This is a genomic window from Bacillus sp. JK74, assembly GCF_053663395.1.
The window spans coordinates 93156-117757 of record NZ_JBSJQB010000002.1 but is presented as its reverse complement, the minus strand read 5'-3'; the positions used below and the strand labels follow the sequence as shown (position 1 = coordinate 117757).

Sequence of the window (24602 nt, the reverse complement as noted above, 5' to 3'; positions counted from 1 at the left end):
TATAAAAAACAGGATCATACCCGCCCGATAGAAAAGAGAGGAGATGATCCTGATATTGAGACCCTATTTGATAACCGCAATTGCAATGCCGTACCCTTTTTCAGCACTGTATAAGGCCGTCAGTTTCAATACCTTCCAGCCTTCCGCGGCTTTAGTCCCGATTCCGTTATGAGCCGTGATATAATCTCCCGGGCTGACCGTACTGTCGACCCGTACGTAATGCCGGCCGTTGAGTCCGACAATATGCCATTCGTCTCTGGCCGCGCGTGCTTCATAGTCAGCTTCAAGAGCCGGACTGCAGTCCGGGTTTTGTTTCGGTACGCGTACCGTTTCTCCTGTTTCTTCGTCAGTCACATTTTCGTATATGAAACCGCCGAACTCATTTGTCAAAAAGCGGCTTTGCCATCCGAAGCTTGCGGCTCCTGAGATAAAAGCGGCTGTTTCTGAAATGACGCCGAGCATATAATCTCCGACGTGAGCCGGTTCAATTTTTTCGCCTTTCACTGTGACGATCGTCCCGGCGGGAATCGTCTGGCCGGTTACACTTTCAAAATATTCTCCGTACCCTGACAGGGAAGAGGTGACAGCTCCGGCGAACGTACCGTGGCCGCCCGCTGAATCCAGTTTCCATTTGATGGACTGATGCCCTCCGGCAACCGTGTATGGTTCTTCCAATGTAATGCTTTCTGATGACAGAATCGTTCTGGAGACTTTGCCGCCTGTAATATGGACATTGTTTGAAGCGGCGATAAATGCCCTTGAACCTTCAGAACTTGAACCTCCGGAAGAGCTGATGATCGCATTTCTGTCACCCCTAGCCGTAATATCGCCTGTTCCCGCAATAACGGCGCTTGTCGGGTTGAATGCAAAACCGGAGCTGGTCGCGAGCTGTGCGCCTCCCTTTAAATTGACGGGGATCTGCTCATAAGTCTGTCCTTTTATAGATGCGGCCGCGCTGTAACCTTCCGCTTGCACCCCGAGAATGACAGCCTGACTGTTAGGGGACGTAATTCCGACGGAACCGCCGTCTCCGATCATTGTACCGTTCATAATATTTACGTTATATTGGCCTCCGCCGATTGAGATGCCTTTAGGAGAAGACTTGTATATATCAAAATTTAAAATTTTAACATAATCGGTTTTATTAGATCCGCCGGATATATTGATGTCAACCCCGGCTTGTGTAAAGCCGCGTATTTTAATGCCGTTGATCGTAATATTTTGACTGCGGTATTGAAGAGCCACGACTGGATTCCCGCCATAGTCGTATGAGGGATCACCAATAGCTGTGAATCCGTTTACATTAACGTTTTTATAGGCAGAGATGACCAGCGCCCTCGGGGTCACACCGTCATAGAGAGCATTGAATACCGGTTCAATCGCGGTGCAATCGGTTAAAGTAACATCATAAGCCGTCGTGCTTTCGGGGTCTGAGGCCTGATGATGGCCGATATGACGAATATCAAATGAACGTACATCACGATACGAAACATGACCGATAATATGAACATTTTGAGAAGCCGGCCACAGGCTGTGCGCCTTTACCTCAATCCCGCGGATATTTCCGCTCGTATAGTTATTTAAAAGCCACACATGTTTAGAGCCGTCGTCAATTTCAATGCCGTTCGAGTTTGCGCTGCCCTCAGCATGCTCTGTGCCGCGGGGGTTTCCGGAATGGCAGTTGGAAATGAAAATATATTCGCTGTAATGGGTGGTTATGCCGTCGTCTCCGGCGCCGTATGCCACACAGTTATCAATCCATATATAACGGCAGCCATCTTTCGTCCATTCTGTTTCAGGCAAATGATCGTAAGTCGGAGATGTAATATCTATACCATGAAGACCCGCGTTAACCGTTTCAACATTCTTAATCCAGCCGTATTGCACATTAGCAAACGTTAAACAGCTGGAAAACTGTCCTCCGGGGTTCCTGACTCCGCATTGACGATCAGGATTCCAGTCTAAAGTCATGTTCTGGACAAAAATATTACGGTTTCCATTTTCGTAATCATCGTTAGTAATGACCCATTCGTATGCGGGAGTGTCCTCATGAAGCTTAAGCACGGTAATCCCTTGTCCCTCACCGGAAATGGTAGTCCAGGAGGGGAGTTTTATCCCTTGAACCAAAAATTCTCCTGCGGGAACATTTACTTTGACCCGGCCGTTCCCGATCGCTCTCCGAAAGGCTTCCGTATTGTCCCGGCCGTCAGGGACCGCTCCGTAATCCTCCACATTCACTTCCCGGGTGATTTTATTCATAAGCATTTCGTATTCTGTATCAAGCCGTTCTTTTAAAAGTGAGGTGACCATTCCTTCCGCCGTCACCCGGGCATCTGCGACCTCAAGATTATCATCCGTTGCGGAATGCTTAATAAAATTCTGCATCCTTGCTTTGAGATGCTCCAATTCAGAGGGCTGTGCAGGGCGAGACTGCAGTGGGGCGTTTAAAGACGGATCAGGAAAGTTTTTAAATTGAACCATTCTAAAGACACCTCTTTCTTTTGATATAAGCGCCTGAGGCAGGGGACAGAAAAGAATCGCGCGCCCTTTAAGCGCTTATTCTTCAAATTCTTTATTCAGAACGAAATTCCTTTTGAAACCAAGGTGAAATTTTAAAAAAGCTCTGTTGAAAGAAGGATATAAAGCTTTGCATTATTGTAATTGAAGCTGTCATGTGAAAATGGAGGGAAAAACTGATAGGAGGGGTCCTCATTTTAGGTTTATTCTCATTGTCTTCGCCGTGCTTCCTCTTCGGCTGCATATACACCAAAATCAGCATTCTTATCAGTTAAATGGTATAATGGGGCACGGATTGGTCATCAATACGACTGAAATAGGGAAGCAAAAGGAGCAGCGAACATGACTTTACAAATCAAAATTAAATATTCAGATGATACGCAAACGAGAATCAGTAAAATTGAACAGGGCGATTGGATTGACCTGCGGGCAGCTGAAGATATAACAATCAAAAAAGGTGAATTCAAACTTATCCCGCTTGGAGTTGCGATGGAACTGCCGGAAGGATACGAGGCGCATGTCGTTCCGCGTTCAAGTACATATAAGCATTTCGGTATCATTCAGACAAATTCAATGGGAGTCATTGATGAATCATATAAAGGCGACAATGACTTCTGGTTTTTTCCTGCATTCGCGCTTCGGGATACCGACATTTCCAAGGGGGAGCGGATCTGCCAATTCAGAATCATGAAGAAAATGCCTGAAGTGGAGCTGATCGAAGTAGACAAGCTCGGAAACAATGACCGGGGCGGACTGGGATCAACAGGCACGAAATAAAACGAAAAAAAGACTGCTTAACAGCAGTCTTTTTTTTATGGAAACAACAGTTACATTCAATTTGTTTCGGGGATTCTTAAATTGGGAAATCAAACAAAACTAAGGAGAAGGGTTTCATTTTTATCATTTAAGCTTTCCGTCTCTTTGAACAGAAAGACTTTCTTAGGTTAAAGGATAGAGGTTGTTTTGATGTTTTTATTCTTCAAGATGAACGGAGGTTTTGTCCAACGTATATAATATTGTGACAAAAGTGTAAACAAAAGAAAGGATGATGTTATGGAAAAAAGGGTTAGAAGAGTAGACCGTAAAGCAGCTGGCAAAGAGGCAGAGCAGAAGAAACCGTCCAAAGTCACCCTGTTCTGCCGTTCGCTTCAAAGGCTGAAGCATTTGTATTGTAACATAAACATACAAATGCCATCAATAACCAAAAAAGGAATTTTAGTTTTAATTTTACCGTTTTTGCTTCTGCCGTTCTTTCGGGCTGATGCCGCTTCAGATATTTACGGCAGTTTCGAGGAATTAAAGCTGAATGAAGATCCTTCCGATTTTTCCATTTCAACGCGGGAGCATAACCCTTCTGTCCTCATATTAGCTATACACGGCGGAGGCATAGAGCCGGGGACCAGTGAGTTAGCCAGAGAAATTGCCGAAAACCGGAGTTTATATTTATTTGAAGGGTTAAAATCAGCCGGTAATGCGGCTCTGCATTTGACAAGTTCGCATTTCGATGAACCTAAGGCCGTGCAAATGGTGAAAGAGCACTCTAATGTCATTTCATTGCACGGTTACGGCAGTGATGATAAAAAGATAAAAATCGGCGGTACAGACAGAGAACGGGCCGAACTTTTGACCGATGTGCTGAAACGGCACGGGTATCCAGCCGTTCTTCTTGGCACAAATGATAAATATGCAGGCGTCAGTCCGAACAACCTTGCCAATCAATCTTCATCCGGATTGAGTATCCAAATCGAAATGAGCACCGGCTTCAGAACATCACTATTTGACACTTTTACGCTGAAAAGCAGAGCATCCACACAAAATAAGACCTTTTATCAATTCACAAAAACGATTTCTGATTTTATCAGTGACAATTATTAATAAGCACGCCTATTTTGTCGGCGGGGCTTTTTCTTTTGAAATTTATGAAACTTTAAGTTCTTAAGATCGTATACATAATTGACAGGATGAAAGAAAAGAGGTGGGCAAATGAAAGTGATGATCGGGTCTATCATTCTTCTTGTCATCATCGGATTCGGTTTATGGCTGATGCTTAGTCCAATCTTTAAACAAGTGGGAAGCGGAGCCAAAAAATTAAAAAAGTCATGGGAGGAAGAAGATCAGCATGAGCGAAAATAAGCGCGGAAACACAAAAAAAATTCTCGGCGGTGTGATTATAGGTGCAGCCCTTTTAATTGCGGGCGTCACAGCGTCACTATTCATTGAAAAAATACCGAACGGTTATGTCGGGGTTGTATACTCACCGAATGGCGGGGTAAAATCCGACACATTGGACCAAGGCTGGCACTTAGTCGGATTATTTAATAAAGTGACGGAATACCCGGTGCGTATGCAGACAGTGAATAATGAAAATATAAAAGTGGCAACCTCTGACGGTAAAAATATTGAAATGGATATCGCTTACAACTATGTCGTGCAGCCTGATAAAGTAGTCGATCTGTTTAACAAATTCGGGGCGGTAGATGTGGAAACGATCGAAAATACATATTTAAAAACAAGGCTGTGGGATGCGGCGCGAAAATCAATCAGCAAATACTCGGTTATTGACACATACGGGCAAAAATCTGCAGAAGCCGCTGCCGATGTTCAAAAGAGATTTGCTGATGATATGAAGAGTCTTGGATTTTTAATTGATGATCTGACGCTTGGCGTACCAAAGCCGGATAAAGCCACACAGGAAGCCATCGATGCAAGGGTGAAGTCTTCACAGGAACTTGAACGGACACAAACTGAAATTAAAATAGCCGAAGCCGAAGCGAAAAAGAAAAAAATTGAAGCGGAAGGGATCGCTGACTATAACGAAATCATAAAGAAATCAATGTCCGATGAAATGATCAAATATAAATGGATTGAAAAATGGGACGGAAAAACGCCGAAAGCGACAGGCACAGACTCACTGCTGCAGCTGCCGCTGGACGATCAGAAGCAAAAGTAAAAAGAGAAGGAGGCGATTGCCTCCTTTTTATGTTTTTTCCTGAGGGTCTTTTTCCGGCACTAATTCTTCAGACGCCTCGGTTTGATAGCTCCATAGCGTGCTATCCGTCTCTGTTGTGTCCTGATAATCTTCGGGAAGTACATATTGCTGCAAATACCGGTGAAAAAATGCCTCAAAAACAGAAATGCAAAGTGCAGAGATAACCGATGCCGCGGCAGGAGAGACATTAAACCCGCCAATGTTCATCAGGAATATCCATAATATAATGAATGAAATTCCGAAATCAGCTGCAATGGCTGTGAAATTGCTTGTTCTCGGCAGAATCATGCAATCACCCGCAAAATAAGTGATTAAACTTAAGATCACTGTAATAAACAGAACGTTTAAAAAGGTTACTTGGTACATAAGATCCAGAACAATGTACAGTAAAGCAAGTGTGAGCGCCGTTTTAGAAGCGAAAGCAATTACGTGTTTCATTTGAACCACCTTCGTTATTTCGTTTAGTCTTCATTGTAAGCAATCCGCAAATTTTTAAACTGGTATATAGTGGTTATAAAGTAAAATGTGAATAGACATCACAGGATTCACAAGTTAAAATATGTAAAAAGGGGGATGCAAATGAAAAAATACTGGATATGTATTGCTGTTTTTTTATTATGTTTTAGCGGAATACACTCAGCTAAAGCGGCTACCACTGAATTCGGATCAAAAACAAGCTTCACTTTGGAGGGAAACGCAAAAGAGTTTCATATTGAAAATCCGGGGACTGTAGCTGCCGACGATTATTTTTTAGGCTATAAGTTCACCATAATGAACAACTCTTCGTGCGGTTTAAGCATGAAACTCCAGCGGATGGCGCTGAACGGAAATTTTTATACATTAAGTTCTAAAAACTACAGCGGCAGCTGGCTAAACCTCAGTGCCCAGGATAAAAAATCAATTGATCCGTATCACAAATACAGGATTCTGGTTGAAAGTTCTTCAAACGTCTGTGGTCCCGTCTATATTAAAGGGTTTTACGGTGTAGAATATTATCATTTTGATTGAAAATAGATACTCGCTAAAGGCAGCGGGTTTTTTTATATTTATATTTAACTTATTGCACTATGTACTAAATATTCATACATAAATTTTTGACGTACCCGCCCAAAGAAAAGATAAAAAAACAAATTCATCACGCACAAATATATAAAAAGTTGAAAAATGGATGAAAAGTTTCTTGAGGGAAACATTATTAGTTGACTTCAAAAGTGTGATGTCGGATAATAAGAATGTAAGTTTTTCCTCCTTAGCAGGTTCGTTTCTTAAGCCAGGGCGAATCTGCTTTTTTTATGCAAAAAAACCCCTCTGTAAGGGGTTTTTTACGATAAATGAAGTTTAATAGAATTAATGGACGGCTCTGAATACGCCGATCACTTTCCCCAAAATGCTTACGTTTTGCAGGATAATCGGCTCCATCGTCGGATTTTCCGGCTGCAGCCGCACATAATTGTCTTCTTTATAGAAGCGCTTAACCGTCGCTTCATCATCTTCGGTCATAGCTACGACGATTTCTCCGTTATTGGCCGTGTTCTGCTGTTTGACAATGACGTAATCTTTGTCAAAAATGCCGGCGTCAATCATACTTTCTCCCATGATTTCTAACATAAAGACATGTTCGCCCGGAGGAACCATCCGGTCAGGAAGCGGGAAATACTCGTCGATATTTTCAACAGCCGTAATCGGAATACCCGCCGTCACTTTCCCGATGACCGGAACGTTTACGACCTGGCTTTTCGGAATATGGACTTCTTCTTCATCCAATACCTCAATCGCCCTCGGTTTAGTAGGGTCCCGTCTGATCAGGCCTTTTGTCTCCAGCCGCGCCAAATGGCCGTGCACGGTTGAACTGGAAGCCAGTCCTACTGCTTCTCCTATCTCTCTTACAGAAGGCGGATATCCTTTCGTTTTTACCTCTTCTTTAATAAAACGCAGGATATCAAGCTGCCTTTTTGATAGCTTCGTCATATTTCGCACCTCAAAACGTCGATTTTAAGTAGATTATAGCATGATTTTCCTGACAGTACAAACATAGGTTCGAAAAAAACGATTGACAGAAACATTTGTTCGTATATACTGAAAGATATAAAAAGCGAACAAACATTCTTATCGGAGGTTATTTACATGGCGAAAGAATCTATCATATTTGTCGGGCTGTTTACTGCGATTTTAAGTGCCGCTATTTTACTTGTCTCATGTGCGGGAAATGATCAGTCCCTCAGCCAATATGTTAAAATAAAGGTTCAGGACGGCGATACACTCTGGTCACTTGCGGATCATGTAGCAGAAAAGAAACACATTAATAAAGAAGATTTCATTGAGTGGGTGACGGAGAATAATCATCTCCAAACTGCTGATATAAAGCCCGGAGACGAACTTATTCTTCCGGTTAAGAAGAAGCATCCGGCCGTATATCAGCTGGCCATTGTCAATTAGAGAGGAAAGAGAGAAATGAAGGCGCTCATTTATGCCCGCGTAAGCACAAACAAAGAACAGCAGCAAACGTCATTAAAAAGACAGGAAGAAGAGCTCAGTGAGATCGCTGCTGCAAACGGCATGGAAGTCGTGAAAGTCATTTCTGAGAAAGCCAGCGGTTATGAAATGGACCGCGACGGAGTATTTGAAATGCTTGATGAAATTAAAAAATCACATATTGACGCGATATTGGTGCAGGACGAAACGAGATTGGGAAGAGGAAACGCCAAGATTGCGCTTTTGCATTGTATTTACAGGGAGAACGTAAAAATATATACGACGGCTCATAAAGGTGAACTGGAGCTTTCCGAAGCTGATTCGATGGTACTCGAAATCGTCAGTATTGTTGAGGAATATCAAAGGAAAATTCACAATATGAAAATCCGGCGGGGAATGAAAAGAGCCGTGAAAAACGGCTACAAACCTGAACGGAATCTGAAAAACAGGCATGAAAACAGCGGAAAAGAAAAAAAAGAGGTTCCGGTTTCGGAAATTATCAGGCTGAGAGCCAACAAGCTTACCTTTGCAGAAATCGCAGCGACCCTAAGAGGATTCGGCTATGACGTGTCCAAAGCCACGGTTCACCGGCGGTTTCAGGAATATACCGCAGACACAGAAGGCAGCTGACGCGCATCAGTTGTAAAAAAGACTGCGTTTTAGTAGTATATAATCAACACGCACCAAAGGAGCTTATTATGATTTCTAAAGAAAAAATCGCAAGAATTAACGAATTGGCTCAAAAAGCTAAATCAAACACGATAACGGATGAGGAAAAAGCTGAACAGCAAAAGCTTCGCCAAGAGTATTTGAAAGGATTCCGCTCCTCAATGAAAAATACGTTAAAGAGCGTAAAAGTGATTGATCCGGAAGGCAACGATGTCACCCCTGAAAAATTAAAAAGAGAACAACAGAAAAATAATCTTCACTAAACAGAAAGAATACGGCAATACGTATTCTTTTTTCGTATATACTAATATCAGGATGTGCTTTACGACAATTTTCAACAAGTTTATCTCAAATTTAAGCTGAAAGAGTTGAGAAAAAGTCAGCATCGCTTTATGATGAAAAGGTACAACAATAAGGAAGGGGATTATAATGGATACAATTGAAAAGAAATCAGTTGCCACCATTCGTACACTATCTATAGACGCAATTGAAAAAGCGAATTCCGGACACCCGGGCATGCCGATGGGAGCCGCTCCGATGGCATACACGCTGTGGACGAAATTTATGAATGTAAATCCGCAGAATCCGGGCTGGTTTAACCGCGACCGCTTTGTTTTATCAGCAGGCCACGGTTCAATGCTTTTATACAGCATGCTGCATTTAAGCGGATATGACCTCAGCATTGAAGACTTGAAACAGTTCCGTCAATGGGGAAGCAAAACACCGGGACATCCGGAGTTCGGGCATACAGCCGGAGTAGACGCAACGACCGGGCCGCTTGGACAGGGGATTGCAATGGCAGTGGGAATGGCAATTGCAGAACGCCATCTGGCTGAGACATATAACCGTGATTCATTCAACGTAGTTGATCATTATACATACAGTATTTGCGGAGACGGCGATTTAATGGAAGGCATTTCTTCCGAAGCCGCTTCTCTTGCAGGCCATCTTGAATTAGGCCGCCTGATCGTATTATACGATTCTAATGACATTTCCTTAGACGGCGATTTAGACCGCTCTTTCTCTGAAAATGTAAAGCAGCGTTTTGAAGCAATGAACTGGGAAGTTCTTTATGTTGAGGACGGAAACAACATCGCTGAATTGACGGCTGCCATTGAAAAAGCGCGCCAGAATGATAAAAAACCGACTTTGATTGAAGTGAAAACCACGATCGGTTTCGGTTCTCCAAACCGCGCGGGCACATCCGGCGTCCACGGCGCTCCGTTAGGACTAGAAGAGAGCAAGCTGACAAAAGAAGCGTATGCTTGGACGTTTGAAGAAGATTTTTATGTTCCGGAAGAAGTATACGGGCATTTCAATCAAGCTGTAAAAGAAGCCGGCTCGAAAAAAGAACAGGAATGGAATGAACTGTTCGCGGCTTATAAAGAAAAATATCCTGAGCTTGCTGAACAGCTGTCACTCGGCATGAAAGGCGAGCTTCCTAAAGACTGGGATCAGGAAGTTCCCGTTTATGAAAAAGGCAGCAGCCTTGCTTCCCGCGCATCTTCAGGTGAGGTGCTGAACGGGATCGCCAAGAAAATTCCTTTCTTTGTCGGGGGATCTGCTGACCTTGCGGGTTCAAATAAAACGACAATCAAAAATGGAGGAGACTTCACGGCCAAAGACTACGCCGGGAAAAACTTCTGGTTCGGTGTCCGTGAATTTGCGATGGGCGCTGCATTAAACGGAATGGCGCTTCACGGCGGCCTCCGCGTATTCGGCGGCACATTCTTTGTATTCTCTGATTATTTAAGACCTGCCATTCGTCTGGCATCATTGATGGGACTCCCTGTCACTTATGTATTCACGCATGACAGTATTGCCGTAGGAGAAGACGGGCCGACTCACGAACCGATTGAGCAGCTTGCTTCTTTACGCGCACTTCCTAACCTATCTGTGATCAGACCTGCTGATGGAAATGAAACCGCAGCTGCATGGAAGGTTGCCGTTCAAAGCCAAGATCATCCGACAGCTCTTGTATTGACACGCCAAAACCTGCCGACGATTGATCAGCAGGCTGAAGAAGCGTATGCGGGCGTGGAAAAAGGGGCTTATATCGTTTCCAAAGCCCAAACGGAATCACCGGCCGCTCTTCTTTTAGCGACAGGTTCTGAAGTCGGACTTGCGATCGAAGCTCAAGCGAAACTGGCTGAAGAAAACATTCACGTATCTGTAGTCAGCATGCCGAGCTGGGACCGCTTTGAAAAACAATCGGCCGAGTACAAAAACAGCGTGCTTCCTCCGAATGTGACGAAACGTCTTGCGATCGAAATGGGTTCAAGCTTCGGATGGGGCAAATTTACCGGTCTTGAAGGAGACGTTCTCGCAATTGACCGTTTCGGTGCTTCAGCTCCGGGAGAAACAATTATGAAAGAATACGGGTTTACTGCAGAAAACGTAGTTGACCGCGTGAAAAAACTTCTAAACAAATAACGAGACAAAAGAGGATGAGTCAAATCATCCTCTTTTTCCTGTTTATGCGACAAAAATAGAAGGGGCGGCGTAACAGTAATAGACAATTCTTTCTTTTCTCCTTTTGTATAATAGAAAGCAATAACGAAGCGCTGTAAAAGGGGATGAGGAAATGGAACGTCATTACTATACGCACCTGATAAAGGATGAGTTTGCGAACCACTACTTCGGGCGGGAAACGGCTATGTTTGAGTTGTTTCGAGACTATCATTGGACAGATCTGACACCCCAGGAATATCAAATGACAGAAAAGCAAGTTCAATATATAACGGAACCGATTCCGGTGATACATATGCATCAGCATCTCCAGCTGCATTTAAACCGAATGAGTTACAGCCGTTTGGATTCCATTTACCGGCTTACACTGCCCGGAGAAAAGGGCCGCGCCACCTTCATGATGAAAGACAGTTTAATTGAGATTGCGGCTTCGGGAGATTATGAGGCGGAAACGATTTTCTTTGAGATTCTGCGTAAAATCAGCCCCTGTTTTCTTGCAATGGATTTCAAGACACGGCGCTACGGGTGGTTAAATCCGGTCAGAGAAAGAAATTTTGTCTAAAAACGAGGAAAAAGAGATGTAAATGTTGTATAATAGCCTTTGGTTTAGTACACTTTAAACTAGACAACATGAAGGAGGAAATAAAATGACTTTATGGGTTGGCATCCTAGTGGGCGTTGTCGCATTGCTCATAGGTGTTGCACTCGGGTTTTTTATTGCTCGTAAATATATGATGAGCTATTTGAAAAAGAATCCGCCTATTAATGAACAAATGTTACGCATGATGATGATGCAAATGGGAATGAAACCTTCTCAAAAGAAAATTAATCAAATGATGAAAGCCATGAATAATCAAGCGAAATAATACGTACAGATTATGATATAGAGATACATGGTTATAAAAATAAAAAACCCGGAGAGGGTTTTTTATTTTGGCGTCATGTTTCACCCCAACTGCCGGTGTGCAGTTCTTTTTGGTATTGTATGAGAAGGTGGTCAAGCTCCTGGCTGAGTTCTATCGTAATGTTTGATGTCATTCCGTTTGTCATGACGATTTTAAGCAGCTCTGCCCGTTTTTTTTCAATTTCATTTAATAGATGCTCTCTAATCACAGGGATATATCCTTTCATACATAAATCTTTCACCTGAGTCGCTATTATTATATCCACATTTATACTGTTTTTCAAATAAGAAGGAGTATAATATCTCGATGTCAAATTAAATTATATAAGCTTTTTCTATAAAAAGTAATCCTTCTCGGGAAAGTGTTAAAAAAATGAAATGATTTTGTCATAACTCGAAGGGAGTGTGTCATCGTGAGTTTTAATTACTTTCTGACGTTTGGGGCCGGATTTCTGTCTTTCATTTCTCCATGCTGTCTGCCGTTGTACCCCGCCTTTTTATCTTACATAACTGGTGTCAGTATGGACGAGGTGAAAACAGATAAGGTGATGCTGCAAAAGCGTGGCCTCGTGCATACACTTTGTTTTTTGCTTGGTTTCTCCGTGATTTTTATCGCATTGGGATATGGAACTTCGTTTATCGGCAGTTTTTTTACCCAATATCATGAAGCGATCCGCCAGTTTGGCGCTATCATGCTGATCCTTTTCGGGCTGATTACTGCCGGTGTGTTTCAGCCGAAATTCATGATGAAAGAGCGGCGCATTCACTTTAAGCGCCGTCCGGAGGGGTTTATCGGTTCGGTTCTGATCGGTCTTGCGTTTGCAGCCGGCTGGTCGCCGTGCAGCGGGCCTATTTTAGGAGCCGTGTTTTCGCTGGCAAATACAAATCCTTCTTCAGCAGTGCCGTATATGTTTTTATATGTTCTCGGTTTTGCGATTCCTTTTCTTGTTCTTTCATTTTTTATTACCAGAATGAATTGGATTCGCAAGCATCAGCTGCTTATCATGAAAATCGGCGGCATTCTTATGATTCTGATCGGAGTTATGCTGTTTTTTAACTGGATGAGCTACATTCTGATCGTTCTGTCAAATCTTTTCGGAGGATTTACGGGTCTGTAACGGATTAATAACTTTTGAACTATTATATACCCTTTCGTTTTTGGTACAATAAGACTAGTTAATGTTAAATATGTGGAGGGGAATATGACACGAGTTTTAGTTGTAGATGACGCCAAGTTCATGAGGGTGAAAATCAGAGAGATTCTGGAATCGGCAAATTACACAGTGGCCGGGGAAGCGGCTGACGGCGAGGAAGCCCTGGCAGTATATCAAAAAATCCGTCCCGACCTGGTGACAATGGATATTACCATGCCGGTCAAAAACGGTATACAGGCGCTGCAGGATATTTTAGCTTTTGACCCGAAAGCCCGGATCATCATGTGCACCGCCATGCGGCAGCAGCGGATCGTTCTGGAAGCGATTGAATTAGGCGCTAAAGACTTTATCGTTAAACCGTTTGAAGCATCTAAAGTGCTGGAGGCCGTAGGCCGGGTAACGGGAACGTAAACGTGTTCTCTTTTCAAATTGGTTTTTTTTATGTTTTTGGAGTATAGTATATAGTATCAAACTCCGTGCAAGCAAAGGAATGATAAAGATGATGATTATAATTTCATCCGTTATTGCAGCGGCCATGGCAATTTCCGTGATGATCGTCAGGATTAAAGCCTCCGACAAGCCCGCTTCACCTAAGAAAATAATTCTCCCGCCGATTTTCATGAGTACGGGAGCGCTTATGTTCCTTTTTCCGATTTTCAGAGTGACGGGCGAAGAATTTTTGGAGGCCATTACGCTGGGCGTGATCTTCTCTATTTTTCTGATTAAAACATCTAAATTTGAGATTAAAAATAATGAAATCTATTTAAAACGGTCAAAAGCGTTTGTGTTTATCCTGATTGGTTTGCTGGTTATCAGAATCGCTATGAAATCCATTTTGAGCACGACGATTGATTACGGAGCTTTAAGCGGAATGTTTTGGATTCTGGCTTTCGGAATGATTGTCCCGTGGCGCATCGCGATGTTTATGTCTTACCGCAAACTTTCTAATGAACTGAAGACCGCTGATATTCAGATGAATTAAAACCTTTCCGTCCGCCGGAAAGGTTTTTTATTTGAGCAGGGCTTGATAAGGAGTAAGATCAATCTGTTTTTCGCGGAGATGCTTTTTTAAAAATTGATGATCACGCTTAGGAGTGGCGAGTATGTAACCCCTGATGATTAAATCACGGTTTATTTGTTCAGCTTCCTCCGCTAAGGAAAGTTCACCGATTTTTCCGGCGATTTTCGCTTTGGCTACATCCCGAAAGAGCTCCGGTACGGGAGCGACCAATTCATCCAAAAACGCCTTGTCACCCGCATTCCATAAGTGCCTGCTTTTTTCAATATAATAGTCCTGCCAATCCAGTTCTGACCGGCCGTCTTCTTTCGGTAAGCGTTTTAAAAATTTTCGAAACATAAAAAACCCGCCGATAGACAGCAATCCGATCATCACGATGACCCAAAATAAAATAAACCACATAAACCAGCCTTCTAGCATTGTTCTATCTCCTCCTTACTTTAACCATATTGTAAACGAAGACAGAATAGAAGAACACATGAAAAAAAGAATAGAAAAAATGATAGATGTCCAGTCATTCCGGTTGCTAGAACATATTCTATCGTATAGTGATTCTGCTATTTGGCCATGGGAGATTCACTTTTAGGGTATATGACTGATATGACCGGACAAAAAAGCCGCTTCCATTGAGGGATGAAAGCGGCTTTTTTATGTTATAGAGGAAATTGAAAGGAAAAAGAGGCAGGAGTCTCATTTGGCTCCTTGTTCATGGAGACGGTCAGAATATGGTTGGTGAAATCAGTGAAAATATGTTTGTCATTCAGATAAAAAGGAAGCACCATTTGTTTGTTTAACGTCCGTTCAAGCGTTTTAACAGAGAGCATAAACTCATTTCCCGAAAGAGTGACGGTGATCGCCTGCACCTGCTTCAGCGCCGTCAGGTCGGCTTCAATGATATATTGACGGCTTGTTTCATATAGATCGATCGGCAGCGTCTCGTCATACCAAGCATACGGGTCCTCGTAAAACTGCCGCAGCCATTCTTCCGTATCATCAAATTCTTCAGCGTTTTTTGAGTGATTCATGGAAGCATTCCTCCATATTAAAAAGCCTTGCTATAACGTATGCAGAAGCTTTGAATGGGTGAATGGCACAAAAAAACAGACACCGGGGTCTGTTTTACATATCGTGGCTTGTATTATGTTTTTGTCTTGTATGGTTGCGGTTTTTCACTTTTTTGCTTCCGCTCAGCGGTTCCGGCTGGCCGGGGTTATGGCCCTTCGGAGCATTTTTATGCATATCTTTACTTGTGTTTTTATTTGTCATGTTAAAGCCTCCTTTTTAAGGTGTTCCGGCTATTGGTTTGTTTTTCTTTTTTTATTGTTCTGCCGTTCTTCTTCCGTCAGGACGAGCTGGTCATTTTCTATATAACCCGCGCCTTTTCCTTGGCTTTTCGCATCATTCATGCCGTTAATTACATGATTGGCTTTCCGTTTTACCATGATCATCACCTCAACATTAATATGGCTCTTTACAGCCCGTTGTATGAGGCGGAAAATCGGACAAAATTTACCGAAAATCATGCTGATAAGACGATCTTATTGTATTTAATAAAAACATTGATATTTACTTATGTATGATTTTATACTAAGATGAAATTGTGAGAAAATTGTGATGGAATGTGAACATTCATCTAAAGAACGATCTTGATCATTGAAGGGGGATTTTGGAGAATGACAAATCAGCAAAAAGTCGCAACACAAGACGTTTTCCAAGCAAGAAAAACATTTTCTTCAAATGGGAAAACATACAACTATTATTCATTAAAAGCATTGGAAGACGCAGGGGTCGGCAATGTTTCAAAACTTCCTTATTCTATTAAGGTTCTTTTGGAATCCGTTTTGCGTCAGGTAGACGGACGCGTCATTACAAAAGAACATGTTGAAAATTTAGCAAGATGGGGTACTGCTGAATTAAAAGATATCGATGTGCCGTTTAAACCGTCACGGGTTATTCTACAGGACTTTACCGGCGTTCCGGCCGTAGTTGACCTGGCATCTTTAAGAAAAGCCATGGCCTCTGTCGGCGGAGACCCTGATAAAATCAATCCTGAAATTCCGGTTGACCTGGTCATTGACCACTCCGTACAAGTCGACAAAGCCGGTACGGAAGACGCGTTAGCCATTAATATGGACTTAGAATTCGAAAGAAATGCAGAACGTTATAAATTTTTAAGCTGGGCAAAGAAAGCGTTTAACAATTATCAGGCCGTTCCGCCTGCAACAGGTATCGTTCACCAGGTAAACCTTGAGTTTTTGGCAAGTGTTGTCCATACGAAAGAGGAAGACGGAGAACTTGTGACATATCCTGATACTTTGGTGGGAACAGATTCCCATACAACAATGATTAACGGAATCGGCGTCCTCGGCTGGGGTGTCGGCGGTATTGAGGCGGAAGCGGGAATGCTCGGCCAGCCTTCATATTTCCCTGTTCCTGAGGTCATCGGCGCGAAACTTGTCGGAAAATTGCCTAACGGAACGACGGCGACTGACTTGGCGCTGAAAGTCACTCAAGTGCTGCGTGAAAAAGGCGTAGTCAATAAATTTGTTGAATTCTTCGGTCCTGGTGTTGCTGAGCTTCCGCTTGCGGATCGGGCGACTATTGCCAATATGGCGCCGGAATACGGAGCGACTTGCGGATTCTTCCCGGTTGACGAGGAAGCACTTTCTTACCTGCGTCTGACCGGCCGTGAAGAAGAGCAGATCGATATTGTGGAAGCATACTGCCGCAGCAACGGTTTATTCTATACGCCTGACGCGGAAGAGCCGATTTTTACAGACGTTGTGGAAATTGATCTGTCAAAAATCGAAGCGAACCTTTCAGGCCCGAAACGTCCGCAGGATTTAATCCCGCTTTCCGTTATGCAGGAAACATTTAAAAAACATCTTGTCAGCCCGGCCGGCAACCAAGGATTCGGGGCGGATGCTGCTGAAGAGAACAAAGAAATTTCATTTAAACTTAACAGCGGTGAAGATGCGGTTATGAAAACAGGGGCGATTGCAATCGCCGCTATTACAAGCTGTACGAATACATCAAACCCTTATGTATTAATCGGTGCCGGATTGGTAGCCAAAAAAGCGGTAGAATTAGGATTGAAAGTGCCGAATTATGTGAAAACTTCACTTGCACCGGGGTCTAAGGTTGTTACTGGATACTTAGTCAACTCAGGCCTGCTTCCTTACATGAAGGAGCTCGGCTTTAACCTTGTAGGGTATGGCTGTACGACATGTATCGGGAACTCCGGCCCGCTTTCTCCAGAGATTGAAGAAGCGGTTGCTAAAAATGATCTCCTGATCACTTCTGTCCTGTCGGGTAACAGAAACTTTGAAGGCCGGATCCATCCGCTTGTCAAAGGAAACTACCTTGCGTCACCGCCGCTTGTTGTCGCATACGCGTTGGCAGGAACTGTAAACATCAACCTGAAAACGGATCCGATCGGTGTCGGAAATGACGGACAAAATGTTTATTTCGATGACATCTGGCCGTCCATGGATGAAATCAATTCTCTCGTCAAACAGACTGTTACGCCGGAATTATTCCGCAAAGAGTATGAAACGGTATTTGATGACAACCAGCGCTGGAACGAAATCGAAACGACGGATGAAGCGCTGTATAAGTGGGACCAGGATTCCACTTACATTCAAAACCCGCCGTTCTTTGAGGAAATGTCTGTAGAGCCGGGAAAAGTTGAGCCTTTAAGAGGACTTCGCGTTGTCGGCAAATTCGGAGATTCCGTGACGACTGACCACATTTCTCCGGCCGGAGCGATCGGAAAAGACACACCGGCGGGCAAATACCTGCAGGAAAAAGGCGTTTCTCCTCGTGACTTTAACTCTTACGGCTCACGCCGCGGAAACCATGAAGTCATGATGAGAGGAACATTCGCCAATATCCGCATTAAAAACCAAATCGCACCGGGTACAGAAGGCGGATACACAACACATTGGCCTACCGGGGAAGTGACATCTATTTATGATGCCTGCATGCGGTATAAAGAAGATAAAACGGGTCTTGTCGTTCTGGCCGGAAAAGATTACGGAATGGGCTCTTCACGTGACTGGGCTGCAAAAGGAACAAACCTGCTCGGCATCAGAACAGTCATTGCCGAAAGCTTTGAAAGAATTCACAGAAGCAACCTCGTCTTCATGGGTGTGCTGCCGCTCCAGTTCAAACAGGGTGAAAACGCGGATACACTCGGCTTAACCGGTAAGGAAGTCATTGAGGTGGATGTTGATGAATCTGTACGTCCGCGCGACTTGCTGACTGTCAGAGCAATCAGTGAAGACGGTACGGTAAAAACGTTTGAAGTCGTTGTCCGTTTTGACAGTGAAGTGGAAATTGATTACTATCGCCACGGCGGCATTTTACAAATGGTGCTTCGCGATAAAATGAAACAGTAGCAGAATGAACAAAGGAGAGAAAGCAGTCTGCTTTCTCTCTTTTTATGCGGGAGGCCTTAAGATGCTTGCGAAATGGCTGGGCGGAATGTTACTTATCGGGTTGTTAGTGTATGCGGGCTGGAATATTTATTCTGTGCAAAAAAGTCCGAAAGAAGGGACAGAAGAAGGGATGAAAGCCCCTGACTTTACACTTGATACATTGACAGGAAAAAGTATCTCCCTTTCTGATTATAAAGGAAAAAAAGTGCTCCTCAATTTCTGGGCGACGTGGTGCAAGCCGTGCAGAATGGAAATGCCCGATATGCAGGAGCTGCAGAAAGAATATCCTGATATTGCGGTAGCAGCCGTTAATTTTACATCCTCTGAAAAAAATATACAGGCTGTGAAATCATTTGCTGATCATTATCAGTTGACCTTTCCTATTCTGATTGACAAAAGCGGAATTAACGGGGATTTCAACGTGCTTTCTTATCCGACAACATACATATTAGACGAAAAAGGAACCATTCAGCACATTCGCGTAGGCACGATGACAAAAAAAGAAATGAAAGAAAAACTGGATCTCAAATAGAGGTTCAGTTTTTTTATTGTAAAGGGCTTAGGTTTTGAAAAATTGGAAAAAATGAATGAAAACACGGAGGTGAGAAGATTGAAAAAAATGCGAAAACGTTCTTTTCATGAATTGGTTATGGAAAATAAACGTGAGCTGATGACCAATACGGAATATTTGAATCAGCTTGAAGAAAAGCTGGAGCAGCGGTTCAAACAAAAATAACCTTTAATTTGCAGTCATGTTTACACCTCCTTTTGCAAAATATACTCTTAAGGAGGGATGAACATGGGCATAAACAAGAAAGACGGCCAGCCGCAATACGCTCCGAGCCACTTAGGGACAAAACCCGTTAAATATAAACGCAATAAAGGGGAAAAGTTTCATGACAAGTCAAACGGACATCCGATTGTCATGCAGACGAAAGGCGAATAACATCATCAAAGGAGAGCAGACATTATGACAAACAATGATCAAAAACCGAATCCGGATGACCGTTCCGATAACGTTGAAAAGCTGCAGGATATGGTGCAGAATACAATTGAAAATATAGAAGAAGCGAAAGAATCAATGGAATTTGCGACAGATGAGGAAAAACAGCGCATTCAAGAGAAGAATGCCAGACGCAATGAAAGCATTGAATCGTTCCGCAGTGAAATTCAGGATGAATCGGCTGCAAGAGAAAACGGCTATCAATCATAATAAAAACCAGGGAAACCTGGTTTTTTTCTCTTTCCGGCTCGTTGTGATAAAATGGGGCTAATCTGATAAAAAGGGAGCAGAGAACGTTGCGTGTGTCAAAAAAAGAAATAGAAGTGCGTTATGCGGAAACAGATCAAATGGGCATCGTCTATCATGCCAATTACTTAGTCTGGATGGAGGTCGGCAGAACGGCGCTGATTAAGGAACTCGGATTCCTTTACAAAGATATGGAAGATAGAGGAGTGCTGTCCCCTGTATTGGATATCAGCATTTCTTATAAAAAGCCGCTCCGCTACGGAGAAACGGCTGTCGTACATACTTGGATTGAAGAATATAACGGATTTAAAACCGTTTACGGCTACCACATCTATAATCCGGATCAAGAACTTGCCATCAAAGCGACATCCTCTCATATATGCGTTGATAAAGAGAGCTTCAAACCGATTCAGTTTCGCAAGGCTTTTCCTGATTGGCATGCCGCTTACGAAAAGGCAAAAAAATAAGGAGCGGCTGCAGTTATGGCATTTGGAATTACGCGTAAGGAACTGGAAAGATGGAAGCGGGATGTATCGGAAGGTAAAATCGCTTTTTTAACGCATTACTGGCTGGACGACCGCTTTCCGGAGGCTAAGACCGTGACGAAGGCCGGTTCAAGCGATCTCAATAAACTGATCAGATGGGGAGCGGAGTACGGGCTGAAGCCGGAGTGGATTCACCATAAAAATGAATTTCCCCACTTTGACCTGCTCGGAGAAACGCAAAGAAGCATATTAGAAAAAGAACGTCTGACTGATCATCTCAAAAGGTTCAGGCTGTAAAAAAAAGAACGCATCCGCTGCGTTCTTTTTTTTACACGTAATCAAATACCGGCTCTTCTGCCTGATCTGAATATGTGACTGACAAATCGTGATTATCAAAGTACCATAAGTCGCTTTCTTCAATAAAAAAGGTAATGCCTTCAACTTCCGTGCTGGTGCCGATGTTCATCGGCCGGTCTTTTAAAATGCCGAGAGAAAAGCCTTTCTGAACGTTGCTGCATCCCCCGTAACGGACAAAGAAACGGACATGGTCGCCTGTTTCCAGATCGAGCTCTTCTTTGTACCAATCCAGCGCGCCTTTCGTTACTTTCATGTTCATCCGGAACACTCCCTTTTTGTTTCTCATATAAAGAAATTATCTCTATTATAAACGCATATGGCATTTTGATGTCAAAATTGAAGTTTCATCAAAACCATTTGATCTTCGGTTCTGTTTTGTTTATAATCCGTTTGATGTTTGCCCTGTGTCTGTAGATAACAAACGCGGTCAAGAGCGTCACTACGATTAATAAATAAGGGTCTTTTACAAACAGACAGTAAATAATCGTATAAATCCCTGTTAACATTGAAGACAGAGAAACAAATTTCGTAAGGAATAAAAATACGAAAAATACTGCAACCATCGTAACGAATAACAGCGGAGCATAAAACAGCAGGACGCCCCCTGATGTGGCTACGGCTTTGCCTCCTTTAAACTTTGCGAACACCGGGAATACATGGCCGATCACTGCTGCCACCCCTGCGAGAAGAGGATGAATGGGGACGTGCAGTAAATATGGGAGCGCTGCGGCCAGGGTGCCTTTTAAAATATCGGCTGCGACGACGACAGATCCCGCTTTAACGCCAAGCGTGCGAAAAGCATTTGTAGCGCCCAAATTGCCGCTTCCGTGTTCTCTAATATCGATCCCTTTCGCAAGTTTGCCTACGACTAAACCTGACGGGATGCTGCCTATTACATAGGCCAAAATAATCAATAAAGCAATCAACATCTACATTTCTCCTTTTCAATGTCCCTTCACTCTATTTTAACACGAGTTGTTACCGTCTGATGACAAGTTTTTTGAGAATTAAGCTGACAAAGCGCTTTTTTTGATTCCGGCGAAGCGGTCATGTACAATATATCAAAAGGAGATGGTAAAGATGCAAAATCCTTCAAAATCAGAGATTAAAGAAATTCTGGACCGGAGCAAACGGATCGCAGTCGTCGGGCTGTCAGACCGTCCCGATCGGACTTCTTACATGGTTTCCAAAGCGATGCAGGATGAAGGGTATGAAATTATTCCCGTCAACCCAACGATTGATGAGGCGCTTGGCGTTAAAGCCGTTGCTTCATTAAAAGACGTGGAGGGGCCGATTGATATCGTGAATGTGTTCAGACGCTCTGAGCAGCTTCCCGGCGTTGCTGAAGAATTTTTACAGACGGACGCTCCCGTTTTTTGGGCGCAGCAGGGCCTTGCAAATGAAGAAGCGTATCGCATGATTACAGACAAAGGACGGATGGCTGTTATGGATTTATGTATAAAAGTCGCCCGCGCTGTTATAAAATAGGAACAAAAAAGGCAAAAATCCTTGGCAAATCAGGGGTTTTTGCTTTTTTATTGAAAGAATACTCTTTGCGTATGATGATGAAACAGATACAATAAAGCATGAACAGCTTTTTTAGAAACCCCTTTATACAGGGGTTTGCAGTCTGTTTGCGATGGCCGGCATAAAGCTATATAATAGAAAGCGAACTCATGTTCTTATCTGCCGAAAAGGGCACCAAAAAGATGAAAAGCCGTTCGAATGTATGTCTTGCGGCCTAAAAAAACGAGCCATTCGCTTAAATATGTTGCGAAATCAAGCATATTGGTTATAATTGTGAGTCCGAGGAGAATTGGACCGAAGCTTGCGCATACTGAAAAACAAAGACATGAAATCATTTAAAAAAGAGAATGATTAAGAGCAGGTTTTTTGAAAGGGGTTTGTACGTTTGGCTAGAAAACAGCAATTTGATTACAACGAAGATGCCATACAGGTGCTTGAAGGCCTGGAAGCCGTCAGAAAACGACCGGGAATGTACATCGGTTCGACGGACGCACGCGGCCTGCACCATCTGGTATATGAGATCGTCGACAATTCCGTCGATGAAGTTCTTGCCGGCTACGGAGATCATATTATCGTAACGATACATAAGGACAACAGCATCTCTGTACAGGACAGAGGACGCGGAATGCCGACCGGGATGCATAAGCTCGGAAAGCCGACGCCGGAAGTTATTTTCACCGTGCTGCATGCCGGGGGGAAATTCGGACAGGGCGGCTATAAAACAAGCGGCGGTCTGCATGGTGTCGGCGCATCTGTCGTAAACGCATTATCGGAGTGGCTGACAGTTACTATTGAGCGTGACGGATATGTTTATAAACAGCGGTTTGAAAACGGCGGCAAGCCCGTGACTTCACTTGAAAAAATCGGAACGACCAAAAAAACGGGAACGCTTACCCATTTTAAACCTGATCCGTCAATGTTCAGCGCAACGGTTTATAATTTTGACACGCTGTCAGAACGTCTGCGCGAATCGGCTTTCTTGTTAAAAGGTTTGAAAATAGAATTAATTGATGAACGGAACGGCGTAAAAGAAGTATTTTATTATGAGAACGGAATTGAAGCATTTGTCGCTTATTTAAACGAGGAAAAAGACGCTTTATGCGAAGTCGTTTCCTTTGAAGGCGAGCATCATGATATTGAAGTCGATTTCGCGTTTCAGTTTAATGACGGGTATTCAGAAAATATGCTGTCATTCGTTAATAACGTCAGAACAAAGGACGGCGGCACCCACGAATCAGGAGCCAAAACGGCAATGACAAGAGCGTTTAACGAGTATGCGCGAAAGGTCGCCCTTTTAAAAGAGAAAGACAAGAACCTTGAAGGCGCCGATATCAGGGAAGGTTTGTCCGCAATCATTTCCGTGCGTATCCCGGAGGAACTGCTGCAATTTGAAGGCCAGACGAAAGGGAAGCTCGGCACAAGTGAGGCGAGATCCGCCGCGGATGCCGTCATTTCTGAGAATCTTGCTTATTTCTTGGAAGAAAACCGCGATACGGCAACCCTGCTTGTCAAAAAAGCGATTAAAGCAAGTCAGGCCCGTGAAGCGGCCCGTAAAGCGAGAGAAGAAGCGAGAAGCGGCAAAAAGCGCAAAAAATCAGAAGCGACGCTGAGCGGAAAACTTACACCGGCCGGTTCCAGAAATCCGGCGAAGAATGAATTGTATCTTGTGGAGGGAGACTCTGCGGGAGGTTCTGCAAAACAGGGAAGAGACCGGAAATTCCAAGCCGTGCTGCCCCTTCGCGGAAAGGTCATCAATACAGAGAAAGCAAAGCTTGCAGACATCTTCAAAAATGAAGAAATCAATACGATTATTCATGCGATCGGCGGCGGTGTCGGCGCAGATTTTGATATAGACGACATCAACTATGACAAGATCATCATCATGACGGACGCGGATACCGACGGCGCGCACATTCAAGTCTTGCTGTTAACGTTTTTCTACCGCTATATGAAACCTTTAATCGAGCATGGAAAAGTCTTCATCGCCCTTCCGCCTCTTTACAAAGTGAGCAAAGGAAGCGGCAAGAAAGAGATTATTGAATATGCTTGGTCCGACGAAGAAATGGACGGCGTTTTAAAGAAAGTCGGCAAAGGGTATACCATCCAGCGCTATAAAGGTCTGGGAGAAATGAACGCAGACCAGCTCTGGGAAACGACGATGAATCCCGAATCGCGAACGCTCGTCAGAGTCAAAATCGACGATGCGGCACGGGTAGAGCGCCGTGTAACGACATTAATGGGAGACAAAGTAGAACCGAGAAGAAAATGGATTGAAAAGAATGTTGCCTTCGGATTAGATGAGGAAAGCAATATTTTGGAAAATGAAAACTTGTCGGTCGCTGAGGAGGTTTAA

Annotated in this window: 33 protein-coding genes; 23 read left to right on the top strand and 10 right to left on the bottom strand. The window is 43.5% G+C overall.

The features are described from left to right. Nucleotides 1-63 precede the first annotated feature (63 nt). Complete coding sequence (locus ACWJJ5_RS05415) at nt 64-2481, bottom strand: peptidase G2 autoproteolytic cleavage domain-containing protein (protein WP_454022269.1); 2418 nt, start codon at nt 2479-2481, stop codon at nt 64-66. A gap of 378 nt (nt 2482-2859) precedes the next feature. On the opposite strand from ACWJJ5_RS05415, the gene ACWJJ5_RS05410 reads away from it, so the two are divergent. From ACWJJ5_RS05410 to ACWJJ5_RS05395, 4 genes are all read left to right on the top strand, one after another. Further along, complete coding sequence (locus tag ACWJJ5_RS05410) at nt 2860-3294, top strand: dUTP diphosphatase (RefSeq protein WP_003154017.1); 435 nt, start codon at nt 2860-2862, stop codon at nt 3292-3294. 276 nt (nt 3295-3570) lie between these two features. Then, nucleotides 3571-4392 (top strand): poly-gamma-glutamate hydrolase family protein, encoded by an 822-nt coding sequence (locus tag ACWJJ5_RS05405; protein ID WP_454022268.1) that lies wholly within the window; start codon nt 3571-3573, stop codon nt 4390-4392. 108 nt (nt 4393-4500) lie between these two features. Then, a complete protein-coding gene (locus ACWJJ5_RS05400) occupies nt 4501-4650 on the top strand; it encodes a hypothetical protein (protein ID WP_003154013.1) in 150 nt (49 codons plus the stop codon). After that, nucleotides 4637-5467 (top strand): prohibitin family protein, encoded by an 831-nt coding sequence (locus ACWJJ5_RS05395; RefSeq protein WP_003154011.1) that lies wholly within the window; start codon nt 4637-4639, stop codon nt 5465-5467. Before ACWJJ5_RS05400 ends, ACWJJ5_RS05395 begins: the two co-directional genes overlap by 14 nt. A 27-nt stretch (nt 5468-5494) precedes the next feature. On the opposite strand, the gene ACWJJ5_RS05390 is transcribed toward ACWJJ5_RS05395, so the two are convergent. Further along, nucleotides 5495-5944, bottom strand: coding sequence for a YndM family protein (locus tag ACWJJ5_RS05390; protein ID WP_454022267.1), 450 nt, complete (start codon nt 5942-5944; stop codon nt 5495-5497). 141 nt (nt 5945-6085) lie between these two features. On the opposite strand from ACWJJ5_RS05390, the gene ACWJJ5_RS05385 reads away from it, so the two are divergent. Continuing rightward, nucleotides 6086-6514: a hypothetical protein gene (locus tag ACWJJ5_RS05385; protein WP_070081879.1), complete on the top strand. Its 429-nt coding sequence runs from the start codon at nt 6086-6088 to the stop codon at nt 6512-6514. Between the two features lie 339 nt (nt 6515-6853). Here ACWJJ5_RS05385 and lexA read toward each other — a convergent pair whose 3' ends face one another. After that, entirely contained in the window at nt 6854-7474 is a 621-nt protein-coding gene (gene lexA / locus ACWJJ5_RS05380) for a transcriptional repressor LexA (RefSeq protein WP_003154004.1), read from the bottom strand. Nucleotides 7475-7630: 156 nt separating this feature from the next. On the opposite strand from lexA, the gene yneA reads away from it, so the two are divergent. The 6 genes from yneA (at nt 7631) to ACWJJ5_RS05350 (ending at nt 11982) form a co-directional block, all read left to right on the top strand. Then, nucleotides 7631-7942 (top strand): cell division suppressor protein YneA, encoded by a 312-nt coding sequence (gene yneA / locus ACWJJ5_RS05375; protein WP_003154001.1) that lies wholly within the window; start codon nt 7631-7633, stop codon nt 7940-7942. Between the two features lie 15 nt (nt 7943-7957). Further along, complete coding sequence (locus ACWJJ5_RS05370; protein WP_003153998.1) at nt 7958-8608, top strand: YneB family resolvase-like protein; 651 nt, start codon at nt 7958-7960, stop codon at nt 8606-8608. A gap of 68 nt (nt 8609-8676) precedes the next feature. Beyond that, complete coding sequence (locus ACWJJ5_RS05365) at nt 8677-8910, top strand: DUF896 domain-containing protein (protein WP_003153997.1); 234 nt, start codon at nt 8677-8679, stop codon at nt 8908-8910. Nucleotides 8911-9076: 166 nt separating this feature from the next. Continuing rightward, nucleotides 9077-11080 carry a transketolase gene (gene tkt / locus ACWJJ5_RS05360; RefSeq protein WP_007611727.1) on the top strand — a complete coding sequence of 668 codons (2004 nt, stop codon included), beginning with the start codon at nt 9077-9079 and terminating at the stop codon, nt 11078-11080. Nucleotides 11081-11231: 151 nt separating this feature from the next. Beyond that, a complete protein-coding gene (sirA, locus tag ACWJJ5_RS05355) occupies nt 11232-11678 on the top strand; it encodes a sporulation inhibitor of replication protein SirA (protein ID WP_069013573.1) in 447 nt (148 codons plus the stop codon). Between the two features lie 85 nt (nt 11679-11763). Further along, the gene (locus ACWJJ5_RS05350; protein WP_003153994.1) at nt 11764-11982 is read left to right on the top strand and encodes a YneF family protein; all 219 of its coding nucleotides are present in this window, start codon (nt 11764-11766) and stop codon (nt 11980-11982) included. A 73-nt stretch (nt 11983-12055) separates the two neighbouring features. Here ACWJJ5_RS05350 and ACWJJ5_RS05345 read toward each other — a convergent pair whose 3' ends face one another. Beyond that, nucleotides 12056-12229 carry an aspartyl-phosphate phosphatase Spo0E family protein gene (locus tag ACWJJ5_RS05345; protein ID WP_012117647.1) on the bottom strand — a complete coding sequence of 58 codons (174 nt, stop codon included), beginning with the start codon at nt 12227-12229 and terminating at the stop codon, nt 12056-12058. Between the two features lie 201 nt (nt 12230-12430). Between ACWJJ5_RS05345 and ACWJJ5_RS05340 the strand changes: the two genes are divergently transcribed. From ACWJJ5_RS05340 to ACWJJ5_RS05330, 3 genes are all read left to right on the top strand, one after another. Further along, nucleotides 12431-13138 carry a cytochrome c biogenesis protein CcdA gene (locus ACWJJ5_RS05340; protein ID WP_454022384.1) on the top strand — a complete coding sequence of 236 codons (708 nt, stop codon included), beginning with the start codon at nt 12431-12433 and terminating at the stop codon, nt 13136-13138. A gap of 84 nt (nt 13139-13222) precedes the next feature. Further along, the gene (locus ACWJJ5_RS05335; RefSeq protein ID WP_007410327.1) at nt 13223-13585 is read left to right on the top strand and encodes a response regulator; all 363 of its coding nucleotides are present in this window, start codon (nt 13223-13225) and stop codon (nt 13583-13585) included. 79 nt (nt 13586-13664) lie between these two features. After that, complete coding sequence (locus ACWJJ5_RS05330) at nt 13665-14156, top strand: CcdC family protein (RefSeq protein WP_088005392.1); 492 nt, start codon at nt 13665-13667, stop codon at nt 14154-14156. 27 nt (nt 14157-14183) lie between these two features. Here the strand turns inward: ACWJJ5_RS05330 and ACWJJ5_RS05325 are convergent, their stop codons facing one another. The 4 genes from ACWJJ5_RS05325 to sspO all read right to left on the bottom strand — a co-directional run bounded on the left by ACWJJ5_RS05325 (nt 14184) and on the right by sspO (nt 15634). Then, a complete protein-coding gene (locus ACWJJ5_RS05325) occupies nt 14184-14612 on the bottom strand; it encodes a DUF2621 domain-containing protein (RefSeq protein ID WP_003153987.1) in 429 nt (142 codons plus the stop codon). A 233-nt stretch (nt 14613-14845) separates the two neighbouring features. Further along, nucleotides 14846-15217: an Hsp20/alpha crystallin family protein gene (locus ACWJJ5_RS05320; RefSeq protein ID WP_003153985.1), complete on the bottom strand. Its 372-nt coding sequence runs from the start codon at nt 15215-15217 to the stop codon at nt 14846-14848. 94 nt (nt 15218-15311) lie between these two features. After that, complete coding sequence (locus tag ACWJJ5_RS05315; protein ID WP_003153984.1) at nt 15312-15458, bottom strand: small acid-soluble spore protein P; 147 nt, start codon at nt 15456-15458, stop codon at nt 15312-15314. 29 nt (nt 15459-15487) lie between these two features. Continuing rightward, the gene (sspO, locus tag ACWJJ5_RS05310) at nt 15488-15634 is read right to left on the bottom strand and encodes an acid-soluble spore protein SspO (protein WP_003153982.1); all 147 of its coding nucleotides are present in this window, start codon (nt 15632-15634) and stop codon (nt 15488-15490) included. A gap of 231 nt (nt 15635-15865) precedes the next feature. On the opposite strand from sspO, the gene acnA reads away from it, so the two are divergent. The 7 genes from acnA to ACWJJ5_RS05275 all read left to right on the top strand — a co-directional run bounded on the left by acnA (nt 15866) and on the right by ACWJJ5_RS05275 (nt 20662). Further along, on the top strand, nt 15866-18592 hold the full coding sequence (gene acnA, locus ACWJJ5_RS05305) for an aconitate hydratase AcnA (protein WP_003153981.1): 2727 nt from the start codon (nt 15866-15868) through the stop codon (nt 18590-18592). 61 nt (nt 18593-18653) lie between these two features. Beyond that, the gene (locus ACWJJ5_RS05300) at nt 18654-19163 is read left to right on the top strand and encodes a TlpA family protein disulfide reductase (protein ID WP_454022266.1); all 510 of its coding nucleotides are present in this window, start codon (nt 18654-18656) and stop codon (nt 19161-19163) included. A 78-nt stretch (nt 19164-19241) separates the two neighbouring features. Then, nucleotides 19242-19367: an FbpB family small basic protein gene (locus ACWJJ5_RS05295; protein WP_012117651.1), complete on the top strand. Its 126-nt coding sequence runs from the start codon at nt 19242-19244 to the stop codon at nt 19365-19367. 63 nt (nt 19368-19430) lie between these two features. Beyond that, nucleotides 19431-19577, top strand: coding sequence for an acid-soluble spore protein N (locus tag ACWJJ5_RS05290; protein WP_003153977.1), 147 nt, complete (start codon nt 19431-19433; stop codon nt 19575-19577). A gap of 24 nt (nt 19578-19601) precedes the next feature. After that, nucleotides 19602-19844, top strand: coding sequence for a small acid-soluble spore protein Tlp (gene tlp / locus ACWJJ5_RS05285; RefSeq protein ID WP_003153975.1), 243 nt, complete (start codon nt 19602-19604; stop codon nt 19842-19844). Between the two features lie 86 nt (nt 19845-19930). After that, nucleotides 19931-20347 carry a YbgC/FadM family acyl-CoA thioesterase gene (locus ACWJJ5_RS05280; RefSeq protein WP_077722385.1) on the top strand — a complete coding sequence of 139 codons (417 nt, stop codon included), beginning with the start codon at nt 19931-19933 and terminating at the stop codon, nt 20345-20347. Nucleotides 20348-20362: 15 nt separating this feature from the next. After that, nucleotides 20363-20662, top strand: coding sequence for a hypothetical protein (locus ACWJJ5_RS05275; protein ID WP_003153968.1), 300 nt, complete (start codon nt 20363-20365; stop codon nt 20660-20662). A gap of 31 nt (nt 20663-20693) precedes the next feature. On the opposite strand, the gene ACWJJ5_RS05270 is transcribed toward ACWJJ5_RS05275, so the two are convergent. Then, nucleotides 20694-20981, bottom strand: coding sequence for a HesB/YadR/YfhF family protein (locus tag ACWJJ5_RS05270; RefSeq protein WP_007410318.1), 288 nt, complete (start codon nt 20979-20981; stop codon nt 20694-20696). A gap of 88 nt (nt 20982-21069) precedes the next feature. Beyond that, nucleotides 21070-21651 (bottom strand): glycerol-3-phosphate 1-O-acyltransferase PlsY, encoded by a 582-nt coding sequence (gene plsY, locus ACWJJ5_RS05265; protein WP_065180807.1) that lies wholly within the window; start codon nt 21649-21651, stop codon nt 21070-21072. Nucleotides 21652-21802: 151 nt separating this feature from the next. Here plsY and ACWJJ5_RS05260 point away from each other — a divergent pair, with 151 nt between their 5' ends. Further along, the gene (locus ACWJJ5_RS05260) at nt 21803-22210 is read left to right on the top strand and encodes a CoA-binding protein (protein WP_454022265.1); all 408 of its coding nucleotides are present in this window, start codon (nt 21803-21805) and stop codon (nt 22208-22210) included. Nucleotides 22211-22634: 424 nt separating this feature from the next. Beyond that, nucleotides 22635-24602, top strand: a complete 1968-nt coding sequence (gene parE, locus ACWJJ5_RS05255) for a DNA topoisomerase IV subunit B (RefSeq protein ID WP_014305073.1) — start codon at nt 22635-22637, stop codon at nt 24600-24602.

Excerpts from the sequence above, each read along its gene's own strand:
- ACWJJ5_RS05415 (WP_454022269.1), bottom strand. The coding sequence starts at position 2,481 with ATGGTTCAATTTAAAAACTTTCCTGATCCGTCTTTAAACGCCCCACTG.
- ACWJJ5_RS05410 (WP_003154017.1), top strand. The coding sequence starts at position 2,860 with ATGACTTTACAAATCAAAATTAAATATTCAGATGATACGCAAACGAGA.
- ACWJJ5_RS05405 (WP_454022268.1), top strand. The coding sequence starts at position 3,571 with ATGGAAAAAAGGGTTAGAAGAGTAGACCGTAAAGCAGCTGGCAAAGAG.
- ACWJJ5_RS05400 (WP_003154013.1), top strand. The coding sequence starts at position 4,501 with ATGAAAGTGATGATCGGGTCTATCATTCTTCTTGTCATCATCGGATTC.
- ACWJJ5_RS05395 (WP_003154011.1), top strand. The coding sequence starts at position 4,637 with ATGAGCGAAAATAAGCGCGGAAACACAAAAAAAATTCTCGGCGGTGTG.
- ACWJJ5_RS05390 (WP_454022267.1), bottom strand. The coding sequence starts at position 5,944 with ATGAAACACGTAATTGCTTTCGCTTCTAAAACGGCGCTCACACTTGCT.
- ACWJJ5_RS05385 (WP_070081879.1), top strand. The coding sequence starts at position 6,086 with ATGAAAAAATACTGGATATGTATTGCTGTTTTTTTATTATGTTTTAGC.
- lexA (WP_003154004.1), bottom strand. The coding sequence starts at position 7,474 with ATGACGAAGCTATCAAAAAGGCAGCTTGATATCCTGCGTTTTATTAAA.
- yneA (WP_003154001.1), top strand. The coding sequence starts at position 7,631 with ATGGCGAAAGAATCTATCATATTTGTCGGGCTGTTTACTGCGATTTTA.
- ACWJJ5_RS05370 (WP_003153998.1), top strand. The coding sequence starts at position 7,958 with ATGAAGGCGCTCATTTATGCCCGCGTAAGCACAAACAAAGAACAGCAG.
- ACWJJ5_RS05365 (WP_003153997.1), top strand. The coding sequence starts at position 8,677 with ATGATTTCTAAAGAAAAAATCGCAAGAATTAACGAATTGGCTCAAAAA.
- tkt (WP_007611727.1), top strand. The coding sequence starts at position 9,077 with ATGGATACAATTGAAAAGAAATCAGTTGCCACCATTCGTACACTATCT.
- sirA (WP_069013573.1), top strand. The coding sequence starts at position 11,232 with ATGGAACGTCATTACTATACGCACCTGATAAAGGATGAGTTTGCGAAC.
- ACWJJ5_RS05350 (WP_003153994.1), top strand. The coding sequence starts at position 11,764 with ATGACTTTATGGGTTGGCATCCTAGTGGGCGTTGTCGCATTGCTCATA.
- ACWJJ5_RS05335 (WP_007410327.1), top strand. The coding sequence starts at position 13,223 with ATGACACGAGTTTTAGTTGTAGATGACGCCAAGTTCATGAGGGTGAAA.
- ACWJJ5_RS05330 (WP_088005392.1), top strand. The coding sequence starts at position 13,665 with ATGATAAAGATGATGATTATAATTTCATCCGTTATTGCAGCGGCCATG.
- ACWJJ5_RS05325 (WP_003153987.1), bottom strand. The coding sequence starts at position 14,612 with ATGCTAGAAGGCTGGTTTATGTGGTTTATTTTATTTTGGGTCATCGTG.
- ACWJJ5_RS05320 (WP_003153985.1), bottom strand. The coding sequence starts at position 15,217 with ATGAATCACTCAAAAAACGCTGAAGAATTTGATGATACGGAAGAATGG.
- ACWJJ5_RS05315 (WP_003153984.1), bottom strand. The coding sequence starts at position 15,458 with ATGACAAATAAAAACACAAGTAAAGATATGCATAAAAATGCTCCGAAG.
- sspO (WP_003153982.1), bottom strand. The coding sequence starts at position 15,634 with ATGGTAAAACGGAAAGCCAATCATGTAATTAACGGCATGAATGATGCG.
- acnA (WP_003153981.1), top strand. The coding sequence starts at position 15,866 with ATGACAAATCAGCAAAAAGTCGCAACACAAGACGTTTTCCAAGCAAGA.
- ACWJJ5_RS05300 (WP_454022266.1), top strand. The coding sequence starts at position 18,654 with ATGCTTGCGAAATGGCTGGGCGGAATGTTACTTATCGGGTTGTTAGTG.
- ACWJJ5_RS05290 (WP_003153977.1), top strand. The coding sequence starts at position 19,431 with ATGGGCATAAACAAGAAAGACGGCCAGCCGCAATACGCTCCGAGCCAC.
- tlp (WP_003153975.1), top strand. The coding sequence starts at position 19,602 with ATGACAAACAATGATCAAAAACCGAATCCGGATGACCGTTCCGATAAC.
- ACWJJ5_RS05275 (WP_003153968.1), top strand. The coding sequence starts at position 20,363 with ATGGCATTTGGAATTACGCGTAAGGAACTGGAAAGATGGAAGCGGGAT.
- ACWJJ5_RS05270 (WP_007410318.1), bottom strand. The coding sequence starts at position 20,981 with ATGAACATGAAAGTAACGAAAGGCGCGCTGGATTGGTACAAAGAAGAG.
- plsY (WP_065180807.1), bottom strand. The coding sequence starts at position 21,651 with ATGTTGATTGCTTTATTGATTATTTTGGCCTATGTAATAGGCAGCATC.
- ACWJJ5_RS05260 (WP_454022265.1), top strand. The coding sequence starts at position 21,803 with ATGCAAAATCCTTCAAAATCAGAGATTAAAGAAATTCTGGACCGGAGC.